Below are 21867 nucleotides of genomic sequence, written 5' to 3' on the forward strand. Positions count from 1 at the left end.
TGGTTACAGCTGAAAATCCTCGTCCTTCAAACTGGCTCCTGCCAGAGCGGCGGGGCGGGGCGGCGTCCGCTTGAGGGGATCATACTTGAAGGAGCGGCAGTGGGAGACCGCTTCCATGACCCCCTTTTTCGGGCAGAGCACCTGATCCTCGCTGAGGCTGTGGCCACGGGCACAGTAGGCGCAGCGGGGATCGATTTTTTTCTGGAACAGATTCATAAGCGGGCACTCCCATTCTGACGTATTGCTTCCATTATACCCGATGACAGACGGTTTTTCCACTGCTTTTTTTCACCACATAGACGGCCAGGGCCAGGAAGGCCAGCCAGACGGCCCATGCAGCCACGGCGGAGATGGTGAGGGCGGTGTGAAAGTCCAGGTGGGCGATGGCCTCGGTCTGCTGGACCAGATAGACGGAAGCGGGGCAGTCCAGAGGAAACAGACGCAGCAGTAGGGAGATGAGAACGGCGGACAATCCGCCGTGGAGTGCCTTGCCCACCAGATAGGTGCGCAGGGACAGGCCGCTGTCTCCCAGAAAGGCCAGCACCTGACAGTGGACGGAGATGCCTGCCCAGCCCAGCATGAAAGCGGCCATGGAGATGCGTCCGGTGAGAGCACCGCTGGTGAGGGTAGACACCCCGGTAGACATCTCCAGGAAGCCGGCCAGCAGGCGTTCCGCCCAGGCCTGAGACAGGCCCAGAGGGCCGAACAGGGCGGACAGGCAGGCAGCTGCCCCCGTCAGCCAGCCAGATACCGTCAGAATTTGAATTACCACCGTGAAGAGCAGAATAAAGGCGCAGATGTTTAGGGTGGACTGGAGCGCTCCGGTGACGGAGCGCGTGAAGGCCACAGGGAAGCGGGCGGTCTGAAACTGAACCGCCGGTTCCCGACCTCGTCCCGGCCCCTGCCCGGGCTTATAGAACCGGAACAGGAGACCCACCAGCAGCGAGGCGGCAATGTGCCCCAGGTAGAGGAGCAGTCCCGCCCGGCCACTGCCGAAGATTCCCGTCCCCACAACACCAAGAATGAAGGCGGGGCCGCAGTTGTTGCAGAAGGCCAGCAGCCGCTCCGCTTCTGTTTTGGAGCACTGGCCGTTTTGATAGAGACTGATGGCAGTACGGGCTCCCACGGGATAGCCCCCCACAACCCCAAGGGCCAGGGCCGCCGCGCAAGCACCGTTTACCCGGAACAGGGGAGCCATCACCGGCTGGAGGAGCCGCCCCAGGTACCGGGACATGCCCAGCTCCACCACCAGGGAGGAGAGAACAAAAAAGGGAAACAGGGAGGGGATAATCACATTGCCGCACAGGGCAAGGCCGCTCCGGGCTGCCTCCATGGCCTGGTTGGGCCACAGCACCAGTGTCCCGGCGGCCAACAGCAGTCCCAGCCCCAACAGAAGATCCCGGTACCGCTGTCTGCTCAACAATCGGCTCAATGTCCTCACCTCCGTAAGGAAACTTATGCCTTCAAAAAGAAAAATTTGCCTGTCCGCAAAAAATTCATGGGCAGTGAAACCAAATGGGCGGTTTGCGTGTTAAGATGGGTGAAGCGCGCTTTGAGAGAGGAGGGGATTCCCATCCAGGAGAAAGAACTGTTGAAACGGCTTCGCCGGGGCGATCCGGCGGGGCTGGAGGAACTGATGGATCAGTACAGCTCCTATGTCTGTGCCGTGGCGGCACGCATTCTGCCGGGGTGTCCGGAGGAGTGGGAGGAACTGGCGGCGGAGACCTTTTTGGAGGCCTGGAACCGCCGTAAGACGCTCCAGCCCGGCAACCTGAAGGGCTGGCTGGGGGCGGTGGTCCGAAACCGGGCCTTTAACCGCCTGCGATCCAGACGGGATACACTCCCACTGGAGGAGGATGTCCTGCTCCTGTCTCCGGACAGCCCCCAGATTACTCTGGAGCAGCGGGAACTGGAGCAGGTGCTCCACCGGGCGCTGGACAGCCTGGAGGAGAGCGACCGGGAGCTGTTTGTGCGCCACTACTACTATGGACAGACCGTGGCCCGGGCGGCAGAGGAGATGGGACTGAACCTGTCCACCGCCAAGACCCGGCTTCGCCGGGGGCGGGAGCGGCTGAAGGAGTTTTTGCAGGAGGTTGGATATGAGTTTGAAGAAGCTTGAGATTTCCAGGCTCATGGACGCCTATCAGGACAAAACGTTTGCACCGAAGGAGGAAGCATTTGTGAACCAGGACAGGATAAAGGAAGCAGTCCTAGGGACTGTAAAGAAGAAACGCCATACAGCAAGAAAGGTGATTGTTCTTGCCGCAGCCCTGGCCGCGTGCCTGGCGCTGGTGGGTTTTACCTGGGGAGAGCAGATTATCCAGCTCATGTCCGGCGGACAGGTGATCATCGGGCAGACAGGGCTCGGAGAAGGATACGGCACAGTCATCATGTCGGATGGCTACGATGAAGAGGGGAACCCCACCGTGATTGCCCTGGAGGAGGGGCGGCTCTGGTTTGTAGCCGACGGGCAGAACCTGGACGTGACCGACTGGGTGGATGACGAGACTCCCTATGTCCACACTGCAGTAGACGAGGAGGGTAACCTCCATTACTGGATTGTGGGCGGCACCACGGAGGACTACGGCTGGTTTGAGGGGGTCAAGCTGCCGGACGGATCCGGCGGCGGAAGCGGCGTCCCGCACAGCCAGACCGACCTCACCCAGGCAGAAAAGCTGGAGGAGCCAGAGTGGTACCTGACGGGTAAAGAGCAGGTGGAGGAGCTCTGGCGCACCGAGATCTGGCAGGACCGCTGAGAACGGAAGGAGCAGCAAGACCGGCAAATCTTTTAATAACACGAAGGGCAGGGCGCGGGGAACCGCGCCTTGCCTTTTTTTCGGGATTTTGGTACAATGCGGGGGAATAGAACAGAACCGGAGGACAGCCTATGAGACGGAAAAGCAAGTTCCTGTGGGGAGGCGCGGCAGTTTTGTGCCTGCTGGCTGTCCCATTCTGCCGATGGCAGAATGACGGGCTGATGCTCACCCGGTACACTGCGGCGCTGCCCGGGCTGCCGGAGGAACTGGAGGGATTGACCCTGGTGCAGGTGTCCGACCTGCACAGCAAGCGCATGGGGGAGGGGCAGGAGACCCTGCTGAACACTATTTCCCAGGCAAAGCCGGACGTCATTCTCCTGACTGGGGACTTGGTGGACGGGAGGCATCCGGAGCTGGAGCCCGCCCTGGAGCTGGCCCGGGGAGCGGCCGCTCTGGCGCCCACCTACTATGTAACGGGCAACCATGAGACGTCCCTACCCCGAAAGACCCTTGAACAGATCGAGAACGGGCTTGAGGCGGAGGGAGTTGTCCTGTTGGATAATCGCACGGAGGAGCTGTCCTTGCCCGGCGGCGGTACCATGGTACTCACCGGCCTGTCCGACGACAATTTGGGGGACGGTACCCTGGAACGGCTGAGCGCCTCCTGGCCGGAGGATGCCGTTACCGTCCTGCTGGCCCACGAGCCCCAATATATCGAGAACTATGCCGCGTCCGGTGTGGATCTGGCCTTCTGCGGCCATGCCCACGGGGGACAGATTCGCCTGCCTCTGGTGGGCGGGCTGTTTGCTCCGGGACAGGGCGTTCTGCCCAAGTACACAGCGGGCATTTATCAGCTGGGAGAGACCCAAATGGTGGTCAGCCGGGGCATCGGGGGCAGTCTGTTTCCCCAGCGGGTTTGGAACCGCCCGGAGGTCGTGGCGGTCACGTTAAAGCGAGGATAAGGAGGAGCGCACATGGAGCAGCTGCGCCTGGTCAACACCTCACATGGGCCTGTCTCCTATGTGCTGGAGCGCAAGCGGGTAAAAAATTTAAACCTTCGCATCCGTCGGGACGGCACGGTGGTGCTGTCCATCCCCATGCGCTGCCCTTTGGTCGAGGCCGACCGCTTGGTGCAGGAGAAAAGCGTCTGGATTCTGGAAGGGCAGGCCCGCATGCGTGACCAAACAGTACCTTTGCCGCCTCTGCCCGACTGGGGAACCTGCCGGATGCTGCTTCAGCAGGCCCTGGAACGGGTCTACCCTCTGGTGAAGGGACTGGGAGTGGCTATGCCGGAACTGAAACTGCGGGCCATGCGCAGCCAGTGGGGCAACTGCCATTGGAGACAGGGATATGTTACCCTGAACACCGCGCTGGCCCGGTGCCCAGAGGGGCTGCGGGACTATGTGGCCCTCCATGAGCTGGTCCACTTTCTCCACCACGACCACGGTCCCGGCTTCTATGCCCGCATGGACGCCCTCATGCCCGACTGGAGGGAGCGGCGGAAGGCTTTGCGCCGGTATGGATCCGCTCTGATTCCTGAAGCGAACAGGGAAATCACTTGACAGCCGCCTGGAAAACCAGGCGGTTTTCTCAATTCTTAAATTTATCGAAAAACGATAAAAATATATTGACAAACAAAAATGGCGATGCTAGAATGGCGCCACAGAAAGGGGGAACCTTCCATGGAAAAAACTGCTGTTCAGCATCTGGCCCGTGTCTTACGTTGGCTGGTGATTGTCACTTTCGTATGTAACCTTTTGGTGATGCCTCTGGTGCCCGGACTGGTCGCCCAGCTGGTGATCGGGGGCTCGGAGCGGCTGCTGGCGGCCATTCGTTCCATGGCAGGACTGGAGGGATTGTGGGTGCAGAAGAGCATCTGGGCCTATCTGGTTAAGGCCCTGATGTGCTTCTGGCGGGATAGTCTGGTGTGTGTGGTGACGCTGGCCTACTGGCTGTGCGGTACCTGCAGCGCTGTCATCTTGTGGCAGGCCAAAAAGGTACTGGACACCATTCTCCAGGGAAGCCCCTTCCAGATGGCCAACGCCCGGGCGCTGAAGCGGGCGGCCATCTGCTGCTGGATCATTTCCGGCGCGGCGCTGGTGCGGCTTCTGTGGTGGTTCTGGCATGATGGAACGTTGGCACCGCTGTTTACCTACACTGCGCTCTTTGTCCCAGGCTTCTTTATGGCAGGCCTGCTGTTTCTGGTCATGTCCGCCCTGTTCCGCCAGGCGGCGGAGCTGCAGGAGGACCAGGACCTGACCATTTAAGGGGGCGCGGATATGAAGATTGTGGTAAACCTGGATGTGATGATGGCCAAGCGCAAGATGTCCCTCAGTGAGCTGGCCCAGAAGGTGGATATTACCATGGCAAACCTGTCCATTTTAAAGAACAACAAGGCCAGGGCCATCCGCTTTTCCACTCTGGAGGCCATCTGTGCGGCGCTGGACTGCCAGCCCGGAGATATTTTGGAGTTTGTGCCGGACGAGGAGGAACCATGAAAAAGGTATGCTTATGGGGTGCGTTAATCCTGGTGGCGGGAGCCTTGTGCCTGACCGCCTGGTACTTTACAGCCGGGAACGATATGGAACGACATCTGGAGAAAGAGCTGAGGATTTCTCTCCCCGACGGAGTGGAGATTGCCAGCATGGACAGTCACGGCGGCTTTCACGGGGACGGAACGTTGCTTGCAGCGGTGACGGTTCCGGACAAGGCGGAGCAGGATACCTTGTGGGATCAGGTGAAGGATAAGTGGAATGCTCTCCCAGCGGATGAGGCCATTATGGAGCCAATCCGACAGCTCTGGGAGGAACGATGCGGAGCACTTCCGCTTCTGCCGGATACAGAAAACGGCCGGTGGTTTTACCGGGACCGCTATGAGGAGCAGTACGGAGAGAAGTGCGAGTTTAACTCCGTGCTGCAAAACTGTACCTTTGCCTTGCTGGACCGAGACTCGGGACGGCTCTATGTGCTGGAAAATGACTGCTGATGGAGGAGCAACCATGTCTGTTATCAAACGACATAAAAAGATAGTTGTGCTTCTGGTCCTGGTTCTGGGGTTTGTTCTCTGGAAAGCATGGGACGGGCATTTTACGCCGGAGCGCTGGGCAAAGACGGACGGAGACCAGCGGGGCAAGCTGGTACACAGCCTGCTGGAGCAGTATAACGGCTTGGTAGGCATGTCCAGGGCGGAGGTGGAAACTCTTCTGGGCAGCGACACCGATGGGGAGCAGATGGAGGAGCGGCTGACGACAGAGGGGAGTACTGTCCGGCCTCTGCTGGTCTACCAGGCCGGGGGCCGCCCCTGGGCCATGTTCCCCGAATATCTGTTTATCTATTTGGAGGACGGATATGTGATCGAAGCAAAGCTGATTGCGGACTAAAGGAGGTGGTTTCTGTGCCGGTTGTTCTCGTTTTGATCGGCATCATTCTGCTGGGAAGTGCATCCGGCATAGCTCTCGTCCTGTTAAGCGTGTTTCTGGTGATAAAACCGGGGCGGGGAAGAGGGAAGCTGATGATTTCCTTGTTCTTGCTGGCATTCTTGCTGGCGGTGGGCTTTGGCGGCGGACTGGTCCTGACACAGCTGGGGCTGAGCTGGCGGCGCTGGGTGCAGGGCGTTTTGTTGTTGGCAGTGGGAGCTGCCTTTCTGATGATGGTTTATTGGGTCAACAGGGAGGTGGAGGCGCGGCAGGATGCTGTCCCCTGGATGAGAGGTGCAGTTTCGTTTTGTTCCTTATGTGTTGTGCTGGCAACGGTTCTCACGGGGGGAGCCAGTGTGTTTTTTGGCACATGGTCGGACCGTGTGGTGGAGGGAAACGAGTGGACGGACCAGAAAGCCGTGGTGGAGATTACGGGAATCTTTCGCGAGACAGGCTATCGATATGTAAATTTCCTGATAAAGGGTGAAAAAATCTACGAATGGGAGGACTGAACGATGGGATACGGATGGCTGAATCTGGGCAGTCTGGTGTGCGGCCTGGCGGGGTGGATTATCCCTTGTCTTGGGCTGCGGAAGGGACGGATTCCAAGACCAGGAAAACAGGGAATGGCTTCTGCGCTTAGCCTCACCCTCTGCGGACTGGCCCTTTGGATGCAGCTGTGGTACCAGCAGCATCTGGTGGATATTGGAGACTGGTCGGCCTTGATGGACACTGCCGGGGCCGTGACAGGAATAGGAGCCTTTTTGCTGCTGTCCACGGTACTGCTGAATCTGAGTCTTATGTATCTGGTTGGAAAGGCCGGGGAGGAGCCGAGGACAGCCCAGGTGGGGAAGCCGTGAAGGCGCTGAGACGGCACTGGCTGGCCGCAGCGGTGCTTGTGGTGCTTGCGGTGTGCGGAGCGGCCTATATGGCCCGACCGAGGCTGCAGGCGGAGCGGTTCGTCACCCAACACGGTGCGGAACTGGAAGAGCAGATTCAGACAGACGAGACACTCCCGGAGGAGCTGGATGTCACGCTCTGGGATGGGGAACACCCCATGGCGGAGGTAATTCTGTTTGCATGGGGCGACACCTACTATGGATGTTATTACTCGCCCGACGGGGTGCCCCTTCCGTTTCAGAATACGGGACTGCCTCTCCATGAGGAGAAAGACGGCTGGAGCTGGATGGCCCAGGGAGATAACCACGGCTTCACAGCCCATTTGGAGGGAAACTGGTACTACTTTGAGGCATCCTTTTAATTCCGTGTGGAGGGAATATCAGTGAAAAAGAAGCTTTGTCTGCTGCTTTCAGCGTCCTTTATGGTGGTGAGTCTGTCGGGCTGTGCGGTGGTGCGCTATCTGTTGACCGGAGATTGGAACGGAGATGCCAATCTGGTGGTGGTCAGCCAGAATCCCATCCCCATCGGCTCCATCGTCCTGTATCAGGAAGACGGGAGCCGGACGATGGCAGATGCCAGAGGTCTGGCCCTGCTGGAACGGGGAGAGAGCTACGGCCTGAAGCTGGGCGAGGGGGAGGAGAATTGCTCCATCGCCCTGCTGGATCTGGATGACCGGGAGCTGGGACAGGCCCAGATCCATTTTGATGGAACACGGCTGTACCTCACCTTGTGGGAGGACGGCTCGGTAACCGTGTCGGAGGAGAACGCATGAGCGGCGATGTTGCCTGCACGCTCTGTGCGGCCGGAAGCATTGCCCTGTTGGCCTGGATGGATGCGGCCCTCATCGCGCCCCGGGATAAACGATTACTTCGCATGGGATTGGTATCGGCTGTGCCTGTGGGACTGCTGGCAGGAGGAAATTTGCTGCTGAAGCCCTTTGACCTGGCCTGGCGTAACCTGCCGGGCGGGCTGATGGCTGCCGCCGGCATTCTATGTCTTACGGCCGTGCTGATTGGGACAGCAGTGAGGGTGCTGACCTGCCCCATGGAGGGGCGCTCTCTGGGCGCACGGGCTGCCACCCGAATCACTGTACTGGCCGGAGCGGCGGTGCTTCTCTATTATGTTCTGATTCTTGGCTCTGTGATGGCCTGCTTCACCTATGCCGGGCAGGAGCGGATGATCGTCTACAAAGGCCAGACTCTGCTGGAAGTAGACAATTCCTTTCTGGATCCCATGTACGATTACTACGCCTACCGCGGACCTGTCTTTCGCGGAGCCGAGCTTCTTTACAGCAGTCAGGAGCACCGGCCGGACGAGGCTCCATAAAACAACACTCAAGTTTCACCTCTTCCTCACATACAAATGAGGGAGAGGTGATTTTTCATGGACAAAAAGCCGCGCCGGGCGGGATTTCTGGAAAAGACGGCGGAGCTGTTTGACCTGCCCGCCGACGCCCTGGCGGGCCTGCCCCGCCTGGAGCTGACGGGGGACGGGGAGCTGCGCATGGAAAACCACAAAGGGATTCTGGCCTACGGCTCGGAGGAGATACACATCAGCGCCGGGTCCTTCCTGGTAAAAATCAGTGGTCATGGGCTGGAACTGCGGGCCATGACGGGACTGGAGCTGCTGATTACCGGGAAGATTGAGCACATCCAGCTGACATAGGAGGAACGGAATGAAGCGGCTGATGAATTATCTCCTGGGAATGGTTCGCCTGACCATTACCGGGCCTTTTCCGGAGCGGCTTATTAACCTGTGTGCCCAACACCGGCTGGACTTCTGGGCGGTGGAGTGGCTGGATGAGCACAGTGTCCGCCTGACCACCCGGCGGGGGGCGCTGAAAGAGCTGAAGGATCTGGCGGAGAAGGTGGGCTGTACCGTAGAGGTGGAAAAAAGCCGTGGCCTGCCCGACTTTCTGGCCCGCTTTCGAACCAGGTACGCCTTTCTGGTGGGCCTGGCTTTGACCCTGTGCGCGGTGGCCTTTCTGTCCCGGTTCATCCTGGTCATTGAGGTCTCCGGGAATGAGCAGGTGCCCACCGCGGTCATTCTGAGCCAGCTGCGGCAGCTGGGCGTACGCCCCGGGGTTTATGGCCCCTCCCTGGACCGGCAGCAAATTGCCCAGGAGGCCCTGTTGGAGTTGGACGGCTTGTCCTGGATGGGCATCAATCTCCATGGTACCCGGTTGGAAGTCATTGTGCGGGAGGCGGTGCCGGAGCCGGAACGGGTAGATGAGACGGGCTACTACGACATCCAGGCAGAGGTGGATGGCATGATCACCCATGTGGAGGCGGAACTGGGGGACGCGGTGGTCAAGGAAGGGGACACCGTGGCGGCAGGGGATACCCTTATTTCCGGCCTGGTCACTCTGGAACCCCCAATTTACAGTGACCTGCCCACCCGCTATTACGAAACCCACGCCCGGGGCCGGGTGTGGGCCCGAACCTGGCGCACTCTCACCGCCGTCATCCCTCTTACGGCCCAGGTCAAGACATACACAGGGGAAGAAAAAACGGTATGGTCTGTTAACCTTCTGGGGAATCAAGTTGAAATTTTCGGAAACAGTAGCATTTCCTGGCCGTTCTATGATAAAATAACCACGGTGCGCCAAGGGCGTCTGCCTACGGGCGAAGCCCTTCCCATCAGTCTGCGGCAGGAGACGTTCCGAGAGTACGAAGTGACGGAGGTCTCCATTGATCTCCAGGCGGCTCAGATTATGCTGGAGGAGCAGCTGCTCCGGCGGCTGGAGGAACTGGTGGGGGAGGACGGCGAGGTGCGTGCCACTCAGACCAAGGCCTGGGTAGACGGCACATTCTTTAAAGTTACCATGGAAAGCGAGTGCCTGGAGGAGATTGGCCGGGAGGTGCCGAGCCAGACCCCCATGCCCCAGCAAGAAGATTCCGGGACGTAAACCGCCCCGCGAAAGGCAGGAGACAAGATACCAATGACAGAACAGACCATCAGTTTGGAGCGGCTGGAGGAGACCATCAATGTGTTTGGCTCCTTTGATGAGAATATCCGCCTCATTGAGCACGAGATGGGAGTCACGGTGATCAGCCGTGACTCCATGCTCAAGGTGGCGGGGGAGGATCCGGAGCAGGTGATGTACGCCGTCCGGGCCATTGAGAGCCTGATGACCCTGTCCTCCAAGGGCGAGGTGATCAACGAGCAGAATGTGCGCTATATCATCCAGCTGGTACGGGACGGCAAGGAGGGCGAAATCCACCAGCTGGCCGGGGATGTGCTGTGCGTTACCGCCAAGGGCAAGCCCATCAAGGCCAAGACCATCGGCCAGAAGCGGTACGTGGAGGCCATCCGGGACAACGTGGTTACCCTGGGTATCGGCCCGGCAGGTACCGGCAAGACCTATCTGGCGGTGGCAGCGGCAGTGGCCGCTTTCCGGGCCAAGGAGGTCAACCGGATCATCCTCACCCGGCCCGCGGTGGAGGCCGGGGAGCGGCTGGGCTTCCTGCCCGGCGACCTGCAGTCCAAGGTGGACCCCTACCTGCGGCCTCTGTACGACGCCCTTTTTGACATGCTGGGGGCGGAGACCTATAATAAGTATCTGGAACGGGGCAACATCGAGGTTGCTCCTCTGGCCTATATGCGCGGCCGGACGCTGGACGACTCCTTCATCATTCTGGACGAAGCCCAGAACACCTCCCGGGAGCAGATGAAGATGTTCCTCACCCGCTTAGGCTTCGGTTCCAAAATTGTGATCACCGGCGATATCACCCAGATTGACCTGCCTGCCGACAAGGTGTCTGGCCTGAGGGAGGCTATGCGGGTTCTGAAAGGTGTGGAAGACATCGCCATAATTCGTCTCAATGAGGCTGACGTGGTCCGCCACGCTTTGGTCCAGAAGATCATCAAGGCCTATGAGGCGGATGAGGAGCGGCGCAATCAGAAGAAGGAGAATCGGAAATGACCCGTTTTTCCTGGTTCGGATACGAGGCCGAGGTGGATGAGCAAACCGTCCGGAGTTGGTACGCCCAGGCGGATGAGTGGGGCTGTACCTGTGGCCACTGCCGGAACTTCCTGGCTCTGGCCCGGGAGCGGAAGCTTCCCGGGGAACTTCTGTCTATTCTGGACAGCCTGTCTATCCTGCCGGAAAAGGCCACCTATGTGTGTGAGCTCTACCACGATGAGAGTTGGCGGGAGAAGGGGCTTCTCTACGAGCTTTGCTGGCGCCTGCCGGGACAAATTCTGGACAAGCCGGCCGGGGAGGACTGCGGCCCGAACTGGGGGCCTGCAGTAAAGTTTCCCTGGGGGGATATCGCTCTGGGCCATGAGGGTGACCCGTGCAGCGAGGCCGAAAATCTTCCAAAGCCCAACTTTGACCTCATATGCACCATGTACCTCCCCTGGGGACTGGACGAGCCCGTGGATGGGCCCAATGAGGGTTAACAAAGGAGACAATTCCATGCTACAAGATACAAAACGATTTATTTCCTATATCTGTCCCCACTGCCGGCAGTCGGTGATTGTGGAACGCAGCGCGTTTTCCATTGCTGCCTCGCCGGTGCACATCAAGTGCCCCTGCGGCAAGTCGGAGCTGCGGGCGGAGATGCTGGGGGACCGGGTGGAGCTGGAGGTGCCCTGCCTGTTTTGCGGGCATGAGCACCGGGTGAGCTGCTCCTCCAAGGCGTTCCTCTATCAGAAGGCGCTGGCCTTCTCCTGCACGGCTTCCGGACTGGACTGCTGCTACGTGGGGGAGGAGGGGCCGGTATACGCCGCCACCGCCCGTCTGGAGCAGGCGGTGGACAAGCTGGAGACGGAGTCTGCCCAGCAGGGGGCCTTCCTGGACGAGCTGGTCATGCAGGAGGTGCTCTCGGAAATTAAAGATATCGCTCAGCGGGGCGGGATTTCCTGTGCCTGCGGCAGCAAGGAGTGGACCTTCCGGGTGAACTTCAGCTCGGTGGACCTCATCTGTAAGCAGTGCGGAGCAGAGATGCGGATTCCTGCCGCCACGGCGGACGACATTGACGATATCTGCTGTAAAACAAATCTGGTGATTCGAGGGAAGCGCTGAAACATGAGTTTATACTATGAACATACCATCCGCCTGTCCGGCATGGATGCCGACGGGCGGGGCATCTGCAAAGCGTCCGCCTTGCTGAACCACCTCCAGGTGGCCGCCGCCCTGGCGGCGGAGGACGGGGGCTTCAGCCGGGAGATGCTGGTGGAGCGGTACGGAGCCTTCTGGATGCTGGCCCGGTCCTGGTTCCATTTGAAGCGGCCTCTGGGGTGGGAGGATGAAATCACCATCCGTACCTGGCACCGGGGCGGCAAGGGCGCGCTTATGTACCGGGACTATGATATCTACGTAGGGGACGAACTGGTGGGCGAGTCCGTGTCTGGCTGGGTGCTGGCCAGCATGGAGGGCCATAAGATGATACGGCTGTCCTCCATCAAGGAATTGGCGGATACAGACGGCGGTGAGCTGTGCAAGAAAATGACACTGAACAAGCTCCGGGGCCCCCGGGAACTGCGTGAGGTGGAGCGGCGCCCCATGCGGTACAGTGATACCGATATCAACGGACACGTGAACAATACCCGCTACGCCGACTTTGCCTGCGATGCCCTGGATATGGACCGGCTGGAGCAGGGGCATTTCCTCTCTACTATGCAGATTGGCTACCTGGCCGAGTGCCGGCCCGGGGATGTGCTGAGCATCCAGGCAGGGGAGCAGGAGGGCGGCCACTATGTCTGCGGCTTGGACAGAGAGGGCAAATCCCGTTTCGAGGCGGAGCTGTTTTTTGGCGAAACCCTTCCTTGACAAGCCCTTGACGGGGGGGTAAAATGGACCTAATATCGACATATGTGCCAGATAGAGAAGCGAAGCCCTGAACATGGAAGGGGCAAGGAAAAAGGAGTTGTAGTGTATGGTCAATCAGGATGTCACCCAGAAGTTTACCAAGCAGGGCCTTACCTTTGACGATGTGCTGCTGATTCCCGCGGCGAGCAACGTGCGTCCCGCCGATGTGGATCTGCGTACCCGTCTGACCCGTAAGGTTCATCTGAATATCCCCCTGATTAGCGCCGCCATGGACACGGTGACCGAGTACCGCATGGCCATTGCCATCGCCCGCGAGGGCGGCATCGGCGTCATCCATAAGAATATGTCCATCAGCCAGCAGGCCGAGCAGGTGGATATGGTCAAGCGCAGTGAGAACGGCGTTATCACCAATCCCTTCTGGCTGGCTCCCGGCCACACTCTGGCCGAGGCGGACGAGCTGATGGCTAAATACCGCATCTCCGGCGTGCCCATCTGCGACAACGGCAAGCTCATTGGCATCATCACCAACCGTGATATGAAGTTCGAGACCGATATGAGCCAGCTCATTGACAACGTGATGACCAAGGAGAACCTGGTCACCGCCCAGGAGGGTATCACCCTGGAGGAGGCCAAGGAGATCCTGCGCAAGCACAAGATCGAGAAGCTGCCTCTGGTGGACAAGGACTTCCACCTGAAGGGCCTTATCACCATCAAGGACATTGAGAAGGCTGAGGTCTACCCCAATTCCGCCCGTGACGAGAAGGGCCGTCTGCTGGTGGGCGCCGCTATCGGTGCTACCTCTGACGTTCTGGACCGTGTGGCCGCCCTCACTGAGGCTGGTGCCGACGTGCTGGTGCTGGACAGCGCCCACGGCCATGAGCACCACGTGCTGGAGGCTGTCAAGCGGGTCAAGGCCCTCTATCCCGACGTTCAGCTGATTGCCGGCAACGTGGCCACCGCCGAAGGGACCCGCGCCCTCATCGAGGCGGGCGCCGACTGCGTGAAAATCGGCATTGGCCCCGGCTCCATCTGTACCACCCGTGTGGTGGCAGGTATCGGCGTGCCCCAGATTACCGCCGTGTATGATGCCGCCTGTGTGGCCGCTCAGTACGATATTCCCATCATCGCCGATGGCGGCGTGAAGTTCTCCGGTGATATTGCCAAGGCCATTGCCGCCGGCGCCAGCGTGGTCATGCTGGGCTCCCTACTGGCCGGCTGTGAGGAGTCTCCTGGCGATACCGAGGTCTTCCAGGGCCGTCAGTTCAAGGTCTACCGCGGCATGGGTTCCCTGGCTGCCATGAACAAAGGCTCCAAGGACCGTTACTTCCAGGAATCCAACAAGAAGCTGGTTCCCGAAGGCGTCGAGGGCCGTGTGCCTTACAAGGGACTGGCCGGCGAGACCATCTATCAGCTGATGGGCGGCCTGCGGGCTGGTATGGGCTACACCGGCTGCGCTACCATCGAGGAGCTGCAGTCCAAGGCTCAGTTCATGCAGATCACCGCTGCCGGTCTGCGGGAGTCTCACCCCCACGACATCTATATCACCAAGGAAGCTCCCAACTATACCGTCAACCCCACCTAATGGCATTCATTGGAGGGCCGCGCCGTCTGGCGCGGCCCTCTTTGTGTCTTTAAGACGTAGAACGCATACTGAAACGGAAGAAAAGCGGGTTTGCCGGAAGGCAAACCCGCTTTTTCACTTCAGGACATTTTGGAAGGATTGGTCCCAGAGCACTCCTCCTTCTGCAGTCGGAACCGTACGCCGCCCGGAATGTTCTCCGCCGTGCAGCTGAGGTGGTGCAGGGAGAAAATACGCCGTGCGATGGCCAGTCCCATACCGCTGCCAGAGCGGTCCCGGGCCTTGTCCCCCCGGTAGAACAGTTCAAACAGCCGGGGCAGCTCCTCCTCTGGGATGGGGTCGGCGTCATTTTCCACGGTCAGCACCGGACCCGACGTCAAGGTTATCCGCACCTGCCCGCCGGGGGAGCAGTACCGGGCCGCATTGGACAGCAGATTGCCAATACCACGATCCAGAAGAGAGCGGTTCCCTGGGCAGGTCACGCCCTCCTCCAGCTGTACGGAGAGGTTGAGCCCCTGAAAGAGGGGCGCCATCTCATCCAGCAGGTCCTTTACCAGGCAGGACAAATTGACTGTCTCCAACTGCTGGAGCTGCTCTATCCGCTCCAGCCGGGTTTCCTCCAGCATATCCAGTACCAGGGCATTCATCCGGTCAATTTCCCGCTCCATCCCGGCCAGATATTGTTCCTGGTCGCCGATGTCCTGCTCCAAACCCTCGGTGTAGCCACGCATCAGGGCAAGAGGGGTTTTCAGCTCGTGAGAGGCGGCAGCCACAAACTCCTGCCGCCTGCGTTCCAATGCCCGCTCGTCATCCCAGCGCTGCTGGAGCTCTCCGGACATGGTTTGAAGACTGCGGTTCAGCTCACCGATTTCATCCCGGCGCTTCACATCCCCTTTGACCTCTGAAAAATTAAGAGCTGCCACCGTTTGGAATGCAGTTTGGGTTTTTCGCAGGGGCAGGACCACCATACGCCGGATGAAGCCGAAGAACAGAATACCCAGGATGGGAACGAGCGCTAACAGGCGAATCAGTACGGGGGCCTGCTCCTGCAGGGCGGTTTTCAGGGGAGTGGAGGCCAACACTACGCCCAGCCAAACGTCAGCGCCTGTCTCACTTTGATGCTGGATGCGAATCAGAGCTGAGAAATAGCAGGAGCGGTAGTTCTGCCAGACGGAAGAGGATTGGGGCGCTCTGTCCAACACCCAGTCCGTGGCACCCAGTATCAACTCCCATTCTTCTTGCGTGTGGACACCGTTGGGCAGCATACGGCAGGGAATGGGCTTGCCCTGCTCCTGGGTACTGTTCAAAGATAAGGTATCCGTTCCTTCGGTTCGGCCGGTGGAGTAGGTGTGTCCATTCACAGTCAGCGTATCCACATAGAAAAACGGCTCACTTCGCGTACCCACGGCGGAGAAAGCGGGGGAGTCCGGACCGCCTGTAAATATCCCGCTGAGCTGGGAGAGCTCGGCGGCGGACAGTCCCTGCAGGTCAAGAAACAGCCCATCTGGTTCCGCCTCGCTGGGATTTACGTAGAGAACCGCGGAGAGCATACGCACGGGCAGCAGCTCCGGTGTTCCGGAAGCATCCTCCGTCCAGGTAAAGGCGTACAGGAGGTAACGGGGAGCATCGTACATGTCATAGAAAAGAAACAGAGAGGAACCGGAGGATGCTTTCTGAGCTTCCAGAACCCAGGAATCGTCCAGGGTTTGGGGATCGAAGGTCTGGAGATAGGAGTCTGAACGATAGAGATTGAGACGACTGTCGGCCAGCGACGGCCCGTTGTCTATAATCTCTTGGGCCGTGGACAGAACCAACACACTTCCCACAGTCAGCCATAGAACCAAAAGCATACCGACGGTGGTCAGGGCCAGCTTAAAGGACAGCGAGTGAACGAAACGAACCGGTTTGCGCATCGGTTTCCCCTCCTTTCAGCCCAGACGGTAGCCCACGCCGTACACAGCCTTGATGTGCTGGGCGGCGGTGCCCAGCTTCTGACGGAGAGCGGCCACGTGGCGGTCCACCATCCGTTCATCTCCCTCAAAGTCCACGCCCCACACGTTCTGGATGAGCCGGTCCCGGCTCACCGTCCGCCCCTGCTCCCGGAGGAGAAGCTCCAGAATATTCAGCTCCTTGGGCCGTAAGTGGACGGGCTGTCCATCTACAAAGGCGTCTCGCAAAGCGGTGTCCAGCACAATGCTGCCGTAGCCAAGCTGGTGTTCACCCAGACATTCGCCCCGGCTGCGCCGGAGAATGGCCTGGGCCTTGGCCACCAGAACGGGGAAGGAGAAGGGCTTGGTAAGGTAGTCGTCTGCCCCTGCCCGGTAGCCCTCCAGGGCGTTTTCCTCCTGTCCCAGGGCGGTGAGAAAGAGAACGGGAACCGAGCTCTCCCGCCGAATTCTCCGGCATACCTCCAGACCGTCATAGTGGGGCATCATCACGTCCAGAATGATCAAATCAAAGGAGTGCTCCGCCGCGGCGGCAAGGGCCTCCGCTCCGTCATAGACCGGGTGAACCTCCAGCCCGGCGGCATGAAAAAAGTCCAGAATCAGCGCCGACAGGGCCCGGTCGTCCTCCGCAAGTAAAATCTGCGTCTTCACGTGCATCCTCCTCTCTCTGAACCTATCTTACCAGAAGATTGTCGGAAAATCATCCACGCCCCCTGGGAAAGCCCGGGGCTTTTTTTCGGACAGGAAATATGGTAAAATGACCCCACGTGATAGAAAAGAGGGAGGGACTGTCATGCTGAAGCTGATACTGGGCCGAGCGGGCACCGGAAAGACCACGGCGGTACTGCGCCGTCTGTGTCAGGCCGGGGCAGAGCGGCCCCAGGTGCTCATTGTGCCCGAGCAGCAGTCCCACGAGGCCGAGCGCGCCCTGTGCCGCATGGGAGGCGACGGGGTGTCCCGGTACGCCGAGGTGCTCTCCTTCAGCCGGCTGGCCAACCGGGTGTTTCAGGCTGCCGGCGGGCTGGGGGAACAGGAACTGGATGGAGGCGGACGACTGTTGCTGATGTATAACGCGGTCAAGTCTCTGTCCGGACAGCTGACGGTCTACGGACGGCCCTCCCGACGGCCTGCCTTTCTCCAGTCCCTGCTGGCCACCGTGGACGAGCTGAAAAGCTGCTGCGTGCCGCCCACCCTCCTCATTACTGCCGGCCAGGATGCCGGAGGCCCGGAGGGGGAGAAGCTGCGGGACCTGGGGCTCATTTGCGGCACCTACGACGCCCTGTCTGCCCAGGTGGCTCTGGACCCCAGGGACCGGCTGACCAGGGTGGCGGACAAGCTGTCCAAGTGTGCCTGGGCCCAGGGCAAGGACCTGTGGCTGGATGGCTTCACTGACTTCACCCCCCAGCAGGGCGAGGTGCTTCGGCAGCTGATGACCCAGGCGGAGCACATGACCATCACCCTCACCTGTGACCATCTGGAGGAGGACGAAGGGGGCGAGGGCATCTTTTCTCCCGCCCGCAAGACCGCCGCGGCCCTGCTGCGGCTGGCAAAAAAGGAACGGATTCCCTGTGAAGTGGAACACCTTGTAAATGACTGCGCCGGAAAGAACCCAGCGCTTAAAGACCTGGAAGTATGTCTGTTTGGTCCCGAGCCGAAGGAGCCTCTGGAGGCAGGGGAGACGGTGGAACTCTTTCAGGCGGGCAGCCTGCGCTCCGAGGTGGAGTGGACCGCCGCCCGGATTCTCCGGCTGGTGCGGGAGGAGGGGCTCCGCTTTCGGGACATCGGTGTGGTGGCTCGGAATTACGGAGCCTACCGGGACCTGGTGGAGTCCGTCTTTCCCCGGTACAATGTGCCGGTGTTTTCCTCCGCCATGAGCGATATCCTGGACAAGCCGGTGCTGGCTCTGGTGACGGCGGCCCTGGAGACGGTGGCGGGGGGCTATGCCTACGAGGACGTGTTCCGCTATCTGAAGACCGGGCTCACCGATTTGAAGGAGGAGGACCGGGACCTGCTGGAGAACTACGTGCTCAAGTGGGATATCCGGGGCAGCCGCTGGACCCAGAGCAAGGCTTGGTTCTGGCATCCCCGGGGCTACGGTATTCCCTGGGAGGAGGGGGAGCGGGCGCTGGTGGAGCAGCTGGACGGCATCCGCCGGCAGGTGGTCGCGCCCTTGGAGAAGCTGCGGAAAAATCCTAAGAAAACCGGAGAGGGGCAGGTGGAAGCACTTTACAATTTTCTGGAGGAAATCGGCCTGCCGGAGCAGCTGAAGGAGCGGGTGGAGCGGCTGCGCCGGACGGGGCAGCCCGCCCTGGCCGACGAGTACCGGCAGCTGTGGGAGATCCTCTGCGGCGGGCTGGAGCAGTGTGCCGCTCTTTTGGGAGATACCCCCATGGAGCTGGAAGAATTTGCCCAGCTCTTCCGGCTGGTGCTCTCCCAGTACGATGTGGGTACCATCCCCGTCTCCCTGGACCGGGTGACGGCGGGGGAGACCACCCGCCAGACCGGCCACCGGGTAAAGGTGCTGTTTCTCCTGGGGGCGGACGACGGGAGCATCCCCCAGGTATCCACGGCGCCGGGGCTGCTGTCTGACGAGGACCGGTCCCTGCTCTCCGGCTACGGCCTGGAGCTCAACCAGTCCCAGCACGAGCTGCTGTACCGGGAGATGACTACCGTCTATCTCACCTGTGCCCAACCAAGCCGCAAACTGGTGGTGTCCTGGCCAATCCAGGGTCCGGGCGGGGAGGAGCGGCGGCCCAGCTTTCTGGTTCAGCGCATTCAGCGGCTCTTTCCCGGGCTGCCTGTCCTTCAGGAGGAGGAGCTGAAGGGCTCCTTCCGGCTGGAGGCCCCGCTGCCCGCTTTGGAGCAGGCGGGCCGAAGCGAGGCCACCTGCCGGGCACTGGAGAAGCTGCCGGAGTACCGGGAGCAGGTGGAGCGGCTCCATCGGGCAGCTGCCTTGGAACGGGGCAGTCTGTCCCAGCGGGCGGTGGAGCGGCTGTACGGCCGAAAGGTGCCCATGTCCGCCTCACGGATGGACAAGTACAAATCCTGCCATTTTTCCTATTTCATGCGCTATGGCCTGCGGGCTGAGCCACGCAAGCCTGCCGGCTTTACAGCACCTGAATATGGCACCTTTGTCCACTATGTACTGGAGCATGTCCTCCAGAACGAACTGTTCCGGCAGACGGAAATCCCAGGGATGGAACGCGGCTTGACAGAGGAAAAGCGGAGCCGCCTGCGCCAGCTCACCCGGGCTGCGGTGGAGCAGTATGTGGCGGAGGAGCTGGGAGGCCTGGAGGGCCAGAACGAGCGCTTTCAGTATTTGTTCCGCCGCCTTCTGCGCTCGGTCCAGGCAGTGGTGGACAACGTGGCGGAGGAGCTGCTGTCCTCCCAGTTCAAGCCCATCTCCTTTGAGCTGGGCTTTGGCCGGGATGGGGCGCTGCCGCCGGTGGAGTTTACCTCGGAGGGGGTTACTCTCAGCGTATCCGGCTTTGTGGACCGGGTGGACGGCTGGGTCCACGACGGTCGGATTTACCTGCGGGTGGTAGACTATAAAACAGGCCGCAAGTCCTTTGACTTGACAGAGGTTTGGAACGGCCTGGGCCTGCAGATGCTTCTGTACCTCTTCACCCTGGAGGAAAAGGGAGAATCTCTCTACGGCCTTCCCGTGGAGGGGGCGGGCGTGCTGTACCTGCCCGCCCGGGACGCGGTGGTGCGGGGCAGCCGGACCATGAGCCAGGAGGCCTGGCGGAAGCTGATGGATAAGGAGCTGCGTCGCAGCGGCCTGGTGCTGGATGACCAGAAGGTGCTGGACGCCATGGAGGCGCCAGGAGAAGAGGGCTACCGCTTCCTGCCCCTGAAGGTGTCCCGGAGCACCGGCACCATCACCGGTGAGGCTCTGGCCAGCGCGGAGCACTTGGGCAAGCTGGGCCGGCACATTCAGAAGGTACTGGAGGACATCTGCGGTGAGCTGGCCCGGGGTAACATTGCCGCCGACCCCTTCTGGCGGGGGCCGGAGAAGAACGCCTGCCGCTACTGCGACTATGCCGCCGCCTGCCACTTCGAAGAGGGCCGGGGCGGCGACTGCCGCCGGTGGCTGCCCGCCGTGGACGCCGGGGAGTTCTGGGAACAGATTGACCGGGAGCAGGAGGAATAAACCCATACCCCACAGGGAGAGAAGGAGAATACCCAGTTATGGAGAAAAGTAAGAATATTTTGATCATCAACGACATGTGCGGCTACGGAAAGGTGGCCCTGGCGGCCATGCTGCCGGTTTTGTCCAATCTGGGCCACAGTGTCTACAACCTGCCCACCGCGCTGGTGTCCAACACCTTGGACTACGGAACCTTCACCATTCTGGACACCACCGATTACATGGTAAAAGCCATCGCGGCGTGGAAGGAGCTGGGCTTTCAGTTTGACTGCATTACCACCGGCTTTCTGGCCTCGGCGGCCCAGGTGGGCATCATCCGGGATTTTATTGCCGGGCAGAAGAAGGAGGGCCTGCTGGTGATGACCGACCCCATTATGGGGGACGACGGCAAGCTCTACAACGGCGTGACGGAGGAGACGGTGGAGAACATGCGCCACCTCATCGGTGTGGCTGACGTGATTGTTCCGAACCTCACGGAGGCCCAGTTCCTCACCGGCCTTCATGTGGGCAAGGAGGGACTAAATCAGGCGCAGGCAAGGGAACTGGTGGACGGCCTGTTGGCCTTCGGGCCCCGCTCGGTGGTGGTGACCAGCGGCGTGGAGCAGGAGACCGGCCGCCACGTGGTCTGGGGCTTCGATCATGCTTCCGGGACATACTTCACCCTGCCTTACCGCTTCATTCAGGTCCATTTTCCTGGCACAGGAGACCTCTTTTCCGCTGTGCTGGTGGGCAAGCTGCTGGCAGGAACGCCCATGCAGGAGGCGGTGCAGCAGGCCATGGACATTCTGGAGCGGCTTATTTTTCTGGAGCAGGACGAGATTGAAAAGAACAAGGGCATTCGGATTGAGAAGTTTCTCAGTCTGCTGAAAGAGTAAAGAAAAGAGGAGAGAGAACCTATGATGTGGGCTGTGTACGCGCTTTTGTCGGCGGTATTTGCCGCACTGACAGGAATTCTGGCCAAGCTTGGCATGGCGGACATCAATTCCAACCTGGCCACCGCCATCCGCACTACGGTGGTGCTGGTGATGGCCTGGGCCATCGTGCTGGCTTCCGGGAAACAGACGGAAATCGGGAGCATTACCACACGGGGCTGGGTGTTCCTCATCCTGTCCGGCTTGGCCACGGGCCTGTCCTGGCTGTGCTACTTCCACGCCCTCCAGATCGGGGAAGCCAGCAAAGTCATTCCCATTGATAAGTTCAGTGTGGTGCTGTCCATTGTTCTGGCCTTTGTGGTGCTGGGGGAGAAGGTTACTCTGACCAAGGTGGTGGGCGGGGCGCTCATTACCCTGGGTACCTTTATTCTGATTCTCTGAGACGAAATTTGTTGGGAGAGGAGGCGGTTTT

General features: G+C 60.3%; 27 protein-coding genes. 23 read left to right on the forward strand and 4 right to left on the reverse strand.

Translation table 11 applies throughout. The annotated features are described in order from the left end of the window. Positions 1-3 precede the first annotated feature (3 nt). Positions 4-216, reverse strand: a complete 213-nt coding sequence (locus AC3YUO_RS08570; RefSeq protein WP_489962614.1) for a hypothetical protein — start codon at positions 214-216, stop codon at positions 4-6. Between the two features lie 34 nt (positions 217-250). Then, positions 251-1432: a nucleoside recognition domain-containing protein gene (locus AC3YUO_RS08575; RefSeq protein ID WP_489962615.1), complete on the reverse strand. Its 1182-nt coding sequence runs from the start codon at positions 1430-1432 to the stop codon at positions 251-253. Positions 1433-1591: 159 nt separating this feature from the next. Here AC3YUO_RS08575 and AC3YUO_RS08580 point away from each other — a divergent pair, with 159 nt between their 5' ends. The 20 genes from AC3YUO_RS08580 to guaB all read left to right on the forward strand — a co-directional run bounded on the left by AC3YUO_RS08580 (position 1592) and on the right by guaB (position 14430). Further along, positions 1592-2119 (forward strand): RNA polymerase sigma factor, encoded by a 528-nt coding sequence (locus AC3YUO_RS08580; RefSeq protein WP_489962616.1) that lies wholly within the window; start codon positions 1592-1594, stop codon positions 2117-2119. Positions 2120-2249: 130 nt separating this feature from the next. Beyond that, positions 2250-2756 (forward strand): hypothetical protein, encoded by a 507-nt coding sequence (locus tag AC3YUO_RS08585; protein ID WP_489962617.1) that lies wholly within the window; start codon positions 2250-2252, stop codon positions 2754-2756. A 131-nt stretch (positions 2757-2887) separates the two neighbouring features. Continuing rightward, a complete protein-coding gene (locus AC3YUO_RS08590) occupies positions 2888-3718 on the forward strand; it encodes a metallophosphoesterase (protein ID WP_489962618.1) in 831 nt (276 codons plus the stop codon). A 12-nt stretch (positions 3719-3730) separates the two neighbouring features. Next, on the forward strand, positions 3731-4318 hold the full coding sequence (locus tag AC3YUO_RS08595; protein WP_489962619.1) for a M48 family metallopeptidase: 588 nt from the start codon (positions 3731-3733) through the stop codon (positions 4316-4318). Positions 4319-4438: 120 nt separating this feature from the next. Beyond that, positions 4439-5023 (forward strand): DUF2975 domain-containing protein, encoded by a 585-nt coding sequence (locus tag AC3YUO_RS08600; protein ID WP_489962620.1) that lies wholly within the window; start codon positions 4439-4441, stop codon positions 5021-5023. Positions 5024-5035: 12 nt separating this feature from the next. After that, entirely contained in the window at positions 5036-5254 is a 219-nt protein-coding gene (locus AC3YUO_RS08605) for a helix-turn-helix domain-containing protein (protein ID WP_489962621.1), read from the forward strand. After that, a complete protein-coding gene (locus tag AC3YUO_RS08610) occupies positions 5251-5742 on the forward strand; it encodes a hypothetical protein (protein ID WP_489962622.1) in 492 nt (163 codons plus the stop codon). Before AC3YUO_RS08605 ends, AC3YUO_RS08610 begins: the two co-directional genes overlap by 4 nt. Positions 5743-5755: 13 nt before the next feature. Then, complete coding sequence (locus AC3YUO_RS08615) at positions 5756-6136, forward strand: hypothetical protein (protein ID WP_489962623.1); 381 nt, start codon at positions 5756-5758, stop codon at positions 6134-6136. Positions 6137-6150: 14 nt separating this feature from the next. Next, positions 6151-6684 (forward strand): hypothetical protein, encoded by a 534-nt coding sequence (locus AC3YUO_RS08620; RefSeq protein WP_489962624.1) that lies wholly within the window; start codon positions 6151-6153, stop codon positions 6682-6684. A gap of 3 nt (positions 6685-6687) precedes the next feature. Beyond that, a complete protein-coding gene (locus AC3YUO_RS08625) occupies positions 6688-7032 on the forward strand; it encodes a hypothetical protein (RefSeq protein ID WP_489962625.1) in 345 nt (114 codons plus the stop codon). Next, positions 7029-7433, forward strand: a complete 405-nt coding sequence (locus AC3YUO_RS08630; RefSeq protein WP_489962626.1) for a hypothetical protein — start codon at positions 7029-7031, stop codon at positions 7431-7433. Before AC3YUO_RS08625 ends, AC3YUO_RS08630 begins: the two co-directional genes overlap by 4 nt. Positions 7434-7454: 21 nt before the next feature. Beyond that, positions 7455-7844 carry a hypothetical protein gene (locus tag AC3YUO_RS08635; protein ID WP_489962627.1) on the forward strand — a complete coding sequence of 130 codons (390 nt, stop codon included), beginning with the start codon at positions 7455-7457 and terminating at the stop codon, positions 7842-7844. Continuing rightward, entirely contained in the window at positions 7841-8398 is a 558-nt protein-coding gene (locus AC3YUO_RS08640) for a hypothetical protein (protein ID WP_489962628.1), read from the forward strand. The genes AC3YUO_RS08635 and AC3YUO_RS08640 overlap by 4 nt, the downstream gene beginning before the upstream one ends. Before the next feature lie 57 nt (positions 8399-8455). Continuing rightward, positions 8456-8737, forward strand: a complete 282-nt coding sequence (locus AC3YUO_RS08645; RefSeq protein WP_489962629.1) for a YabP/YqfC family sporulation protein — start codon at positions 8456-8458, stop codon at positions 8735-8737. Positions 8738-8747: 10 nt separating this feature from the next. Then, positions 8748-9980, forward strand: coding sequence for a sporulation protein YqfD (locus tag AC3YUO_RS08650; RefSeq protein WP_489962630.1), 1233 nt, complete (start codon positions 8748-8750; stop codon positions 9978-9980). 33 nt (positions 9981-10013) lie between these two features. After that, entirely contained in the window at positions 10014-10997 is a 984-nt protein-coding gene (locus AC3YUO_RS08655; protein WP_489962631.1) for a PhoH family protein, read from the forward strand. After that, positions 10994-11476, forward strand: coding sequence for a hypothetical protein (locus AC3YUO_RS08660; protein WP_489962632.1), 483 nt, complete (start codon positions 10994-10996; stop codon positions 11474-11476). Before AC3YUO_RS08655 ends, AC3YUO_RS08660 begins: the two co-directional genes overlap by 4 nt. A 16-nt stretch (positions 11477-11492) precedes the next feature. Continuing rightward, positions 11493-12101, forward strand: coding sequence for a hypothetical protein (locus AC3YUO_RS08665; protein ID WP_489962633.1), 609 nt, complete (start codon positions 11493-11495; stop codon positions 12099-12101). A gap of 3 nt (positions 12102-12104) precedes the next feature. After that, the gene (locus AC3YUO_RS08670; RefSeq protein ID WP_489962634.1) at positions 12105-12848 is read left to right on the forward strand and encodes an acyl-[acyl-carrier-protein] thioesterase; all 744 of its coding nucleotides are present in this window, start codon (positions 12105-12107) and stop codon (positions 12846-12848) included. 106 nt (positions 12849-12954) lie between these two features. Then, on the forward strand, positions 12955-14430 hold the full coding sequence (gene guaB, locus AC3YUO_RS08675) for an IMP dehydrogenase (RefSeq protein WP_489962635.1): 1476 nt from the start codon (positions 12955-12957) through the stop codon (positions 14428-14430). A gap of 119 nt (positions 14431-14549) precedes the next feature. Here the strand turns inward: guaB and AC3YUO_RS08680 are convergent, their stop codons facing one another. Both AC3YUO_RS08680 and AC3YUO_RS08685 read right to left on the reverse strand, forming a co-directional pair. After that, positions 14550-16340: a sensor histidine kinase gene (locus AC3YUO_RS08680; protein ID WP_489962636.1), complete on the reverse strand. Its 1791-nt coding sequence runs from the start codon at positions 16338-16340 to the stop codon at positions 14550-14552. A 15-nt stretch (positions 16341-16355) separates the two neighbouring features. Then, on the reverse strand, positions 16356-17024 hold the full coding sequence (locus AC3YUO_RS08685) for a response regulator transcription factor (RefSeq protein ID WP_489962637.1): 669 nt from the start codon (positions 17022-17024) through the stop codon (positions 16356-16358). Positions 17025-17166: 142 nt separating this feature from the next. On the opposite strand from AC3YUO_RS08685, the gene AC3YUO_RS08690 reads away from it, so the two are divergent. Genes AC3YUO_RS08690 through AC3YUO_RS08700 form a run of 3 tightly spaced genes read left to right on the forward strand, consistent with a single transcriptional unit; the run spans position 17167 to position 21836 of the window. Then, complete coding sequence (locus tag AC3YUO_RS08690; protein WP_489962638.1) at positions 17167-20526, forward strand: PD-(D/E)XK nuclease family protein; 3360 nt, start codon at positions 17167-17169, stop codon at positions 20524-20526. A gap of 38 nt (positions 20527-20564) precedes the next feature. Continuing rightward, positions 20565-21398 carry a pyridoxamine kinase gene (locus tag AC3YUO_RS08695; protein WP_489962639.1) on the forward strand — a complete coding sequence of 278 codons (834 nt, stop codon included), beginning with the start codon at positions 20565-20567 and terminating at the stop codon, positions 21396-21398. A gap of 24 nt (positions 21399-21422) precedes the next feature. Beyond that, positions 21423-21836: an EamA family transporter gene (locus AC3YUO_RS08700; RefSeq protein ID WP_489962720.1), complete on the forward strand. Its 414-nt coding sequence runs from the start codon at positions 21423-21425 to the stop codon at positions 21834-21836. Positions 21837-21867 lie beyond the last annotated feature (31 nt).

The organism is Pseudoflavonifractor sp. HNCC25GI2 (assembly GCF_058136395.1).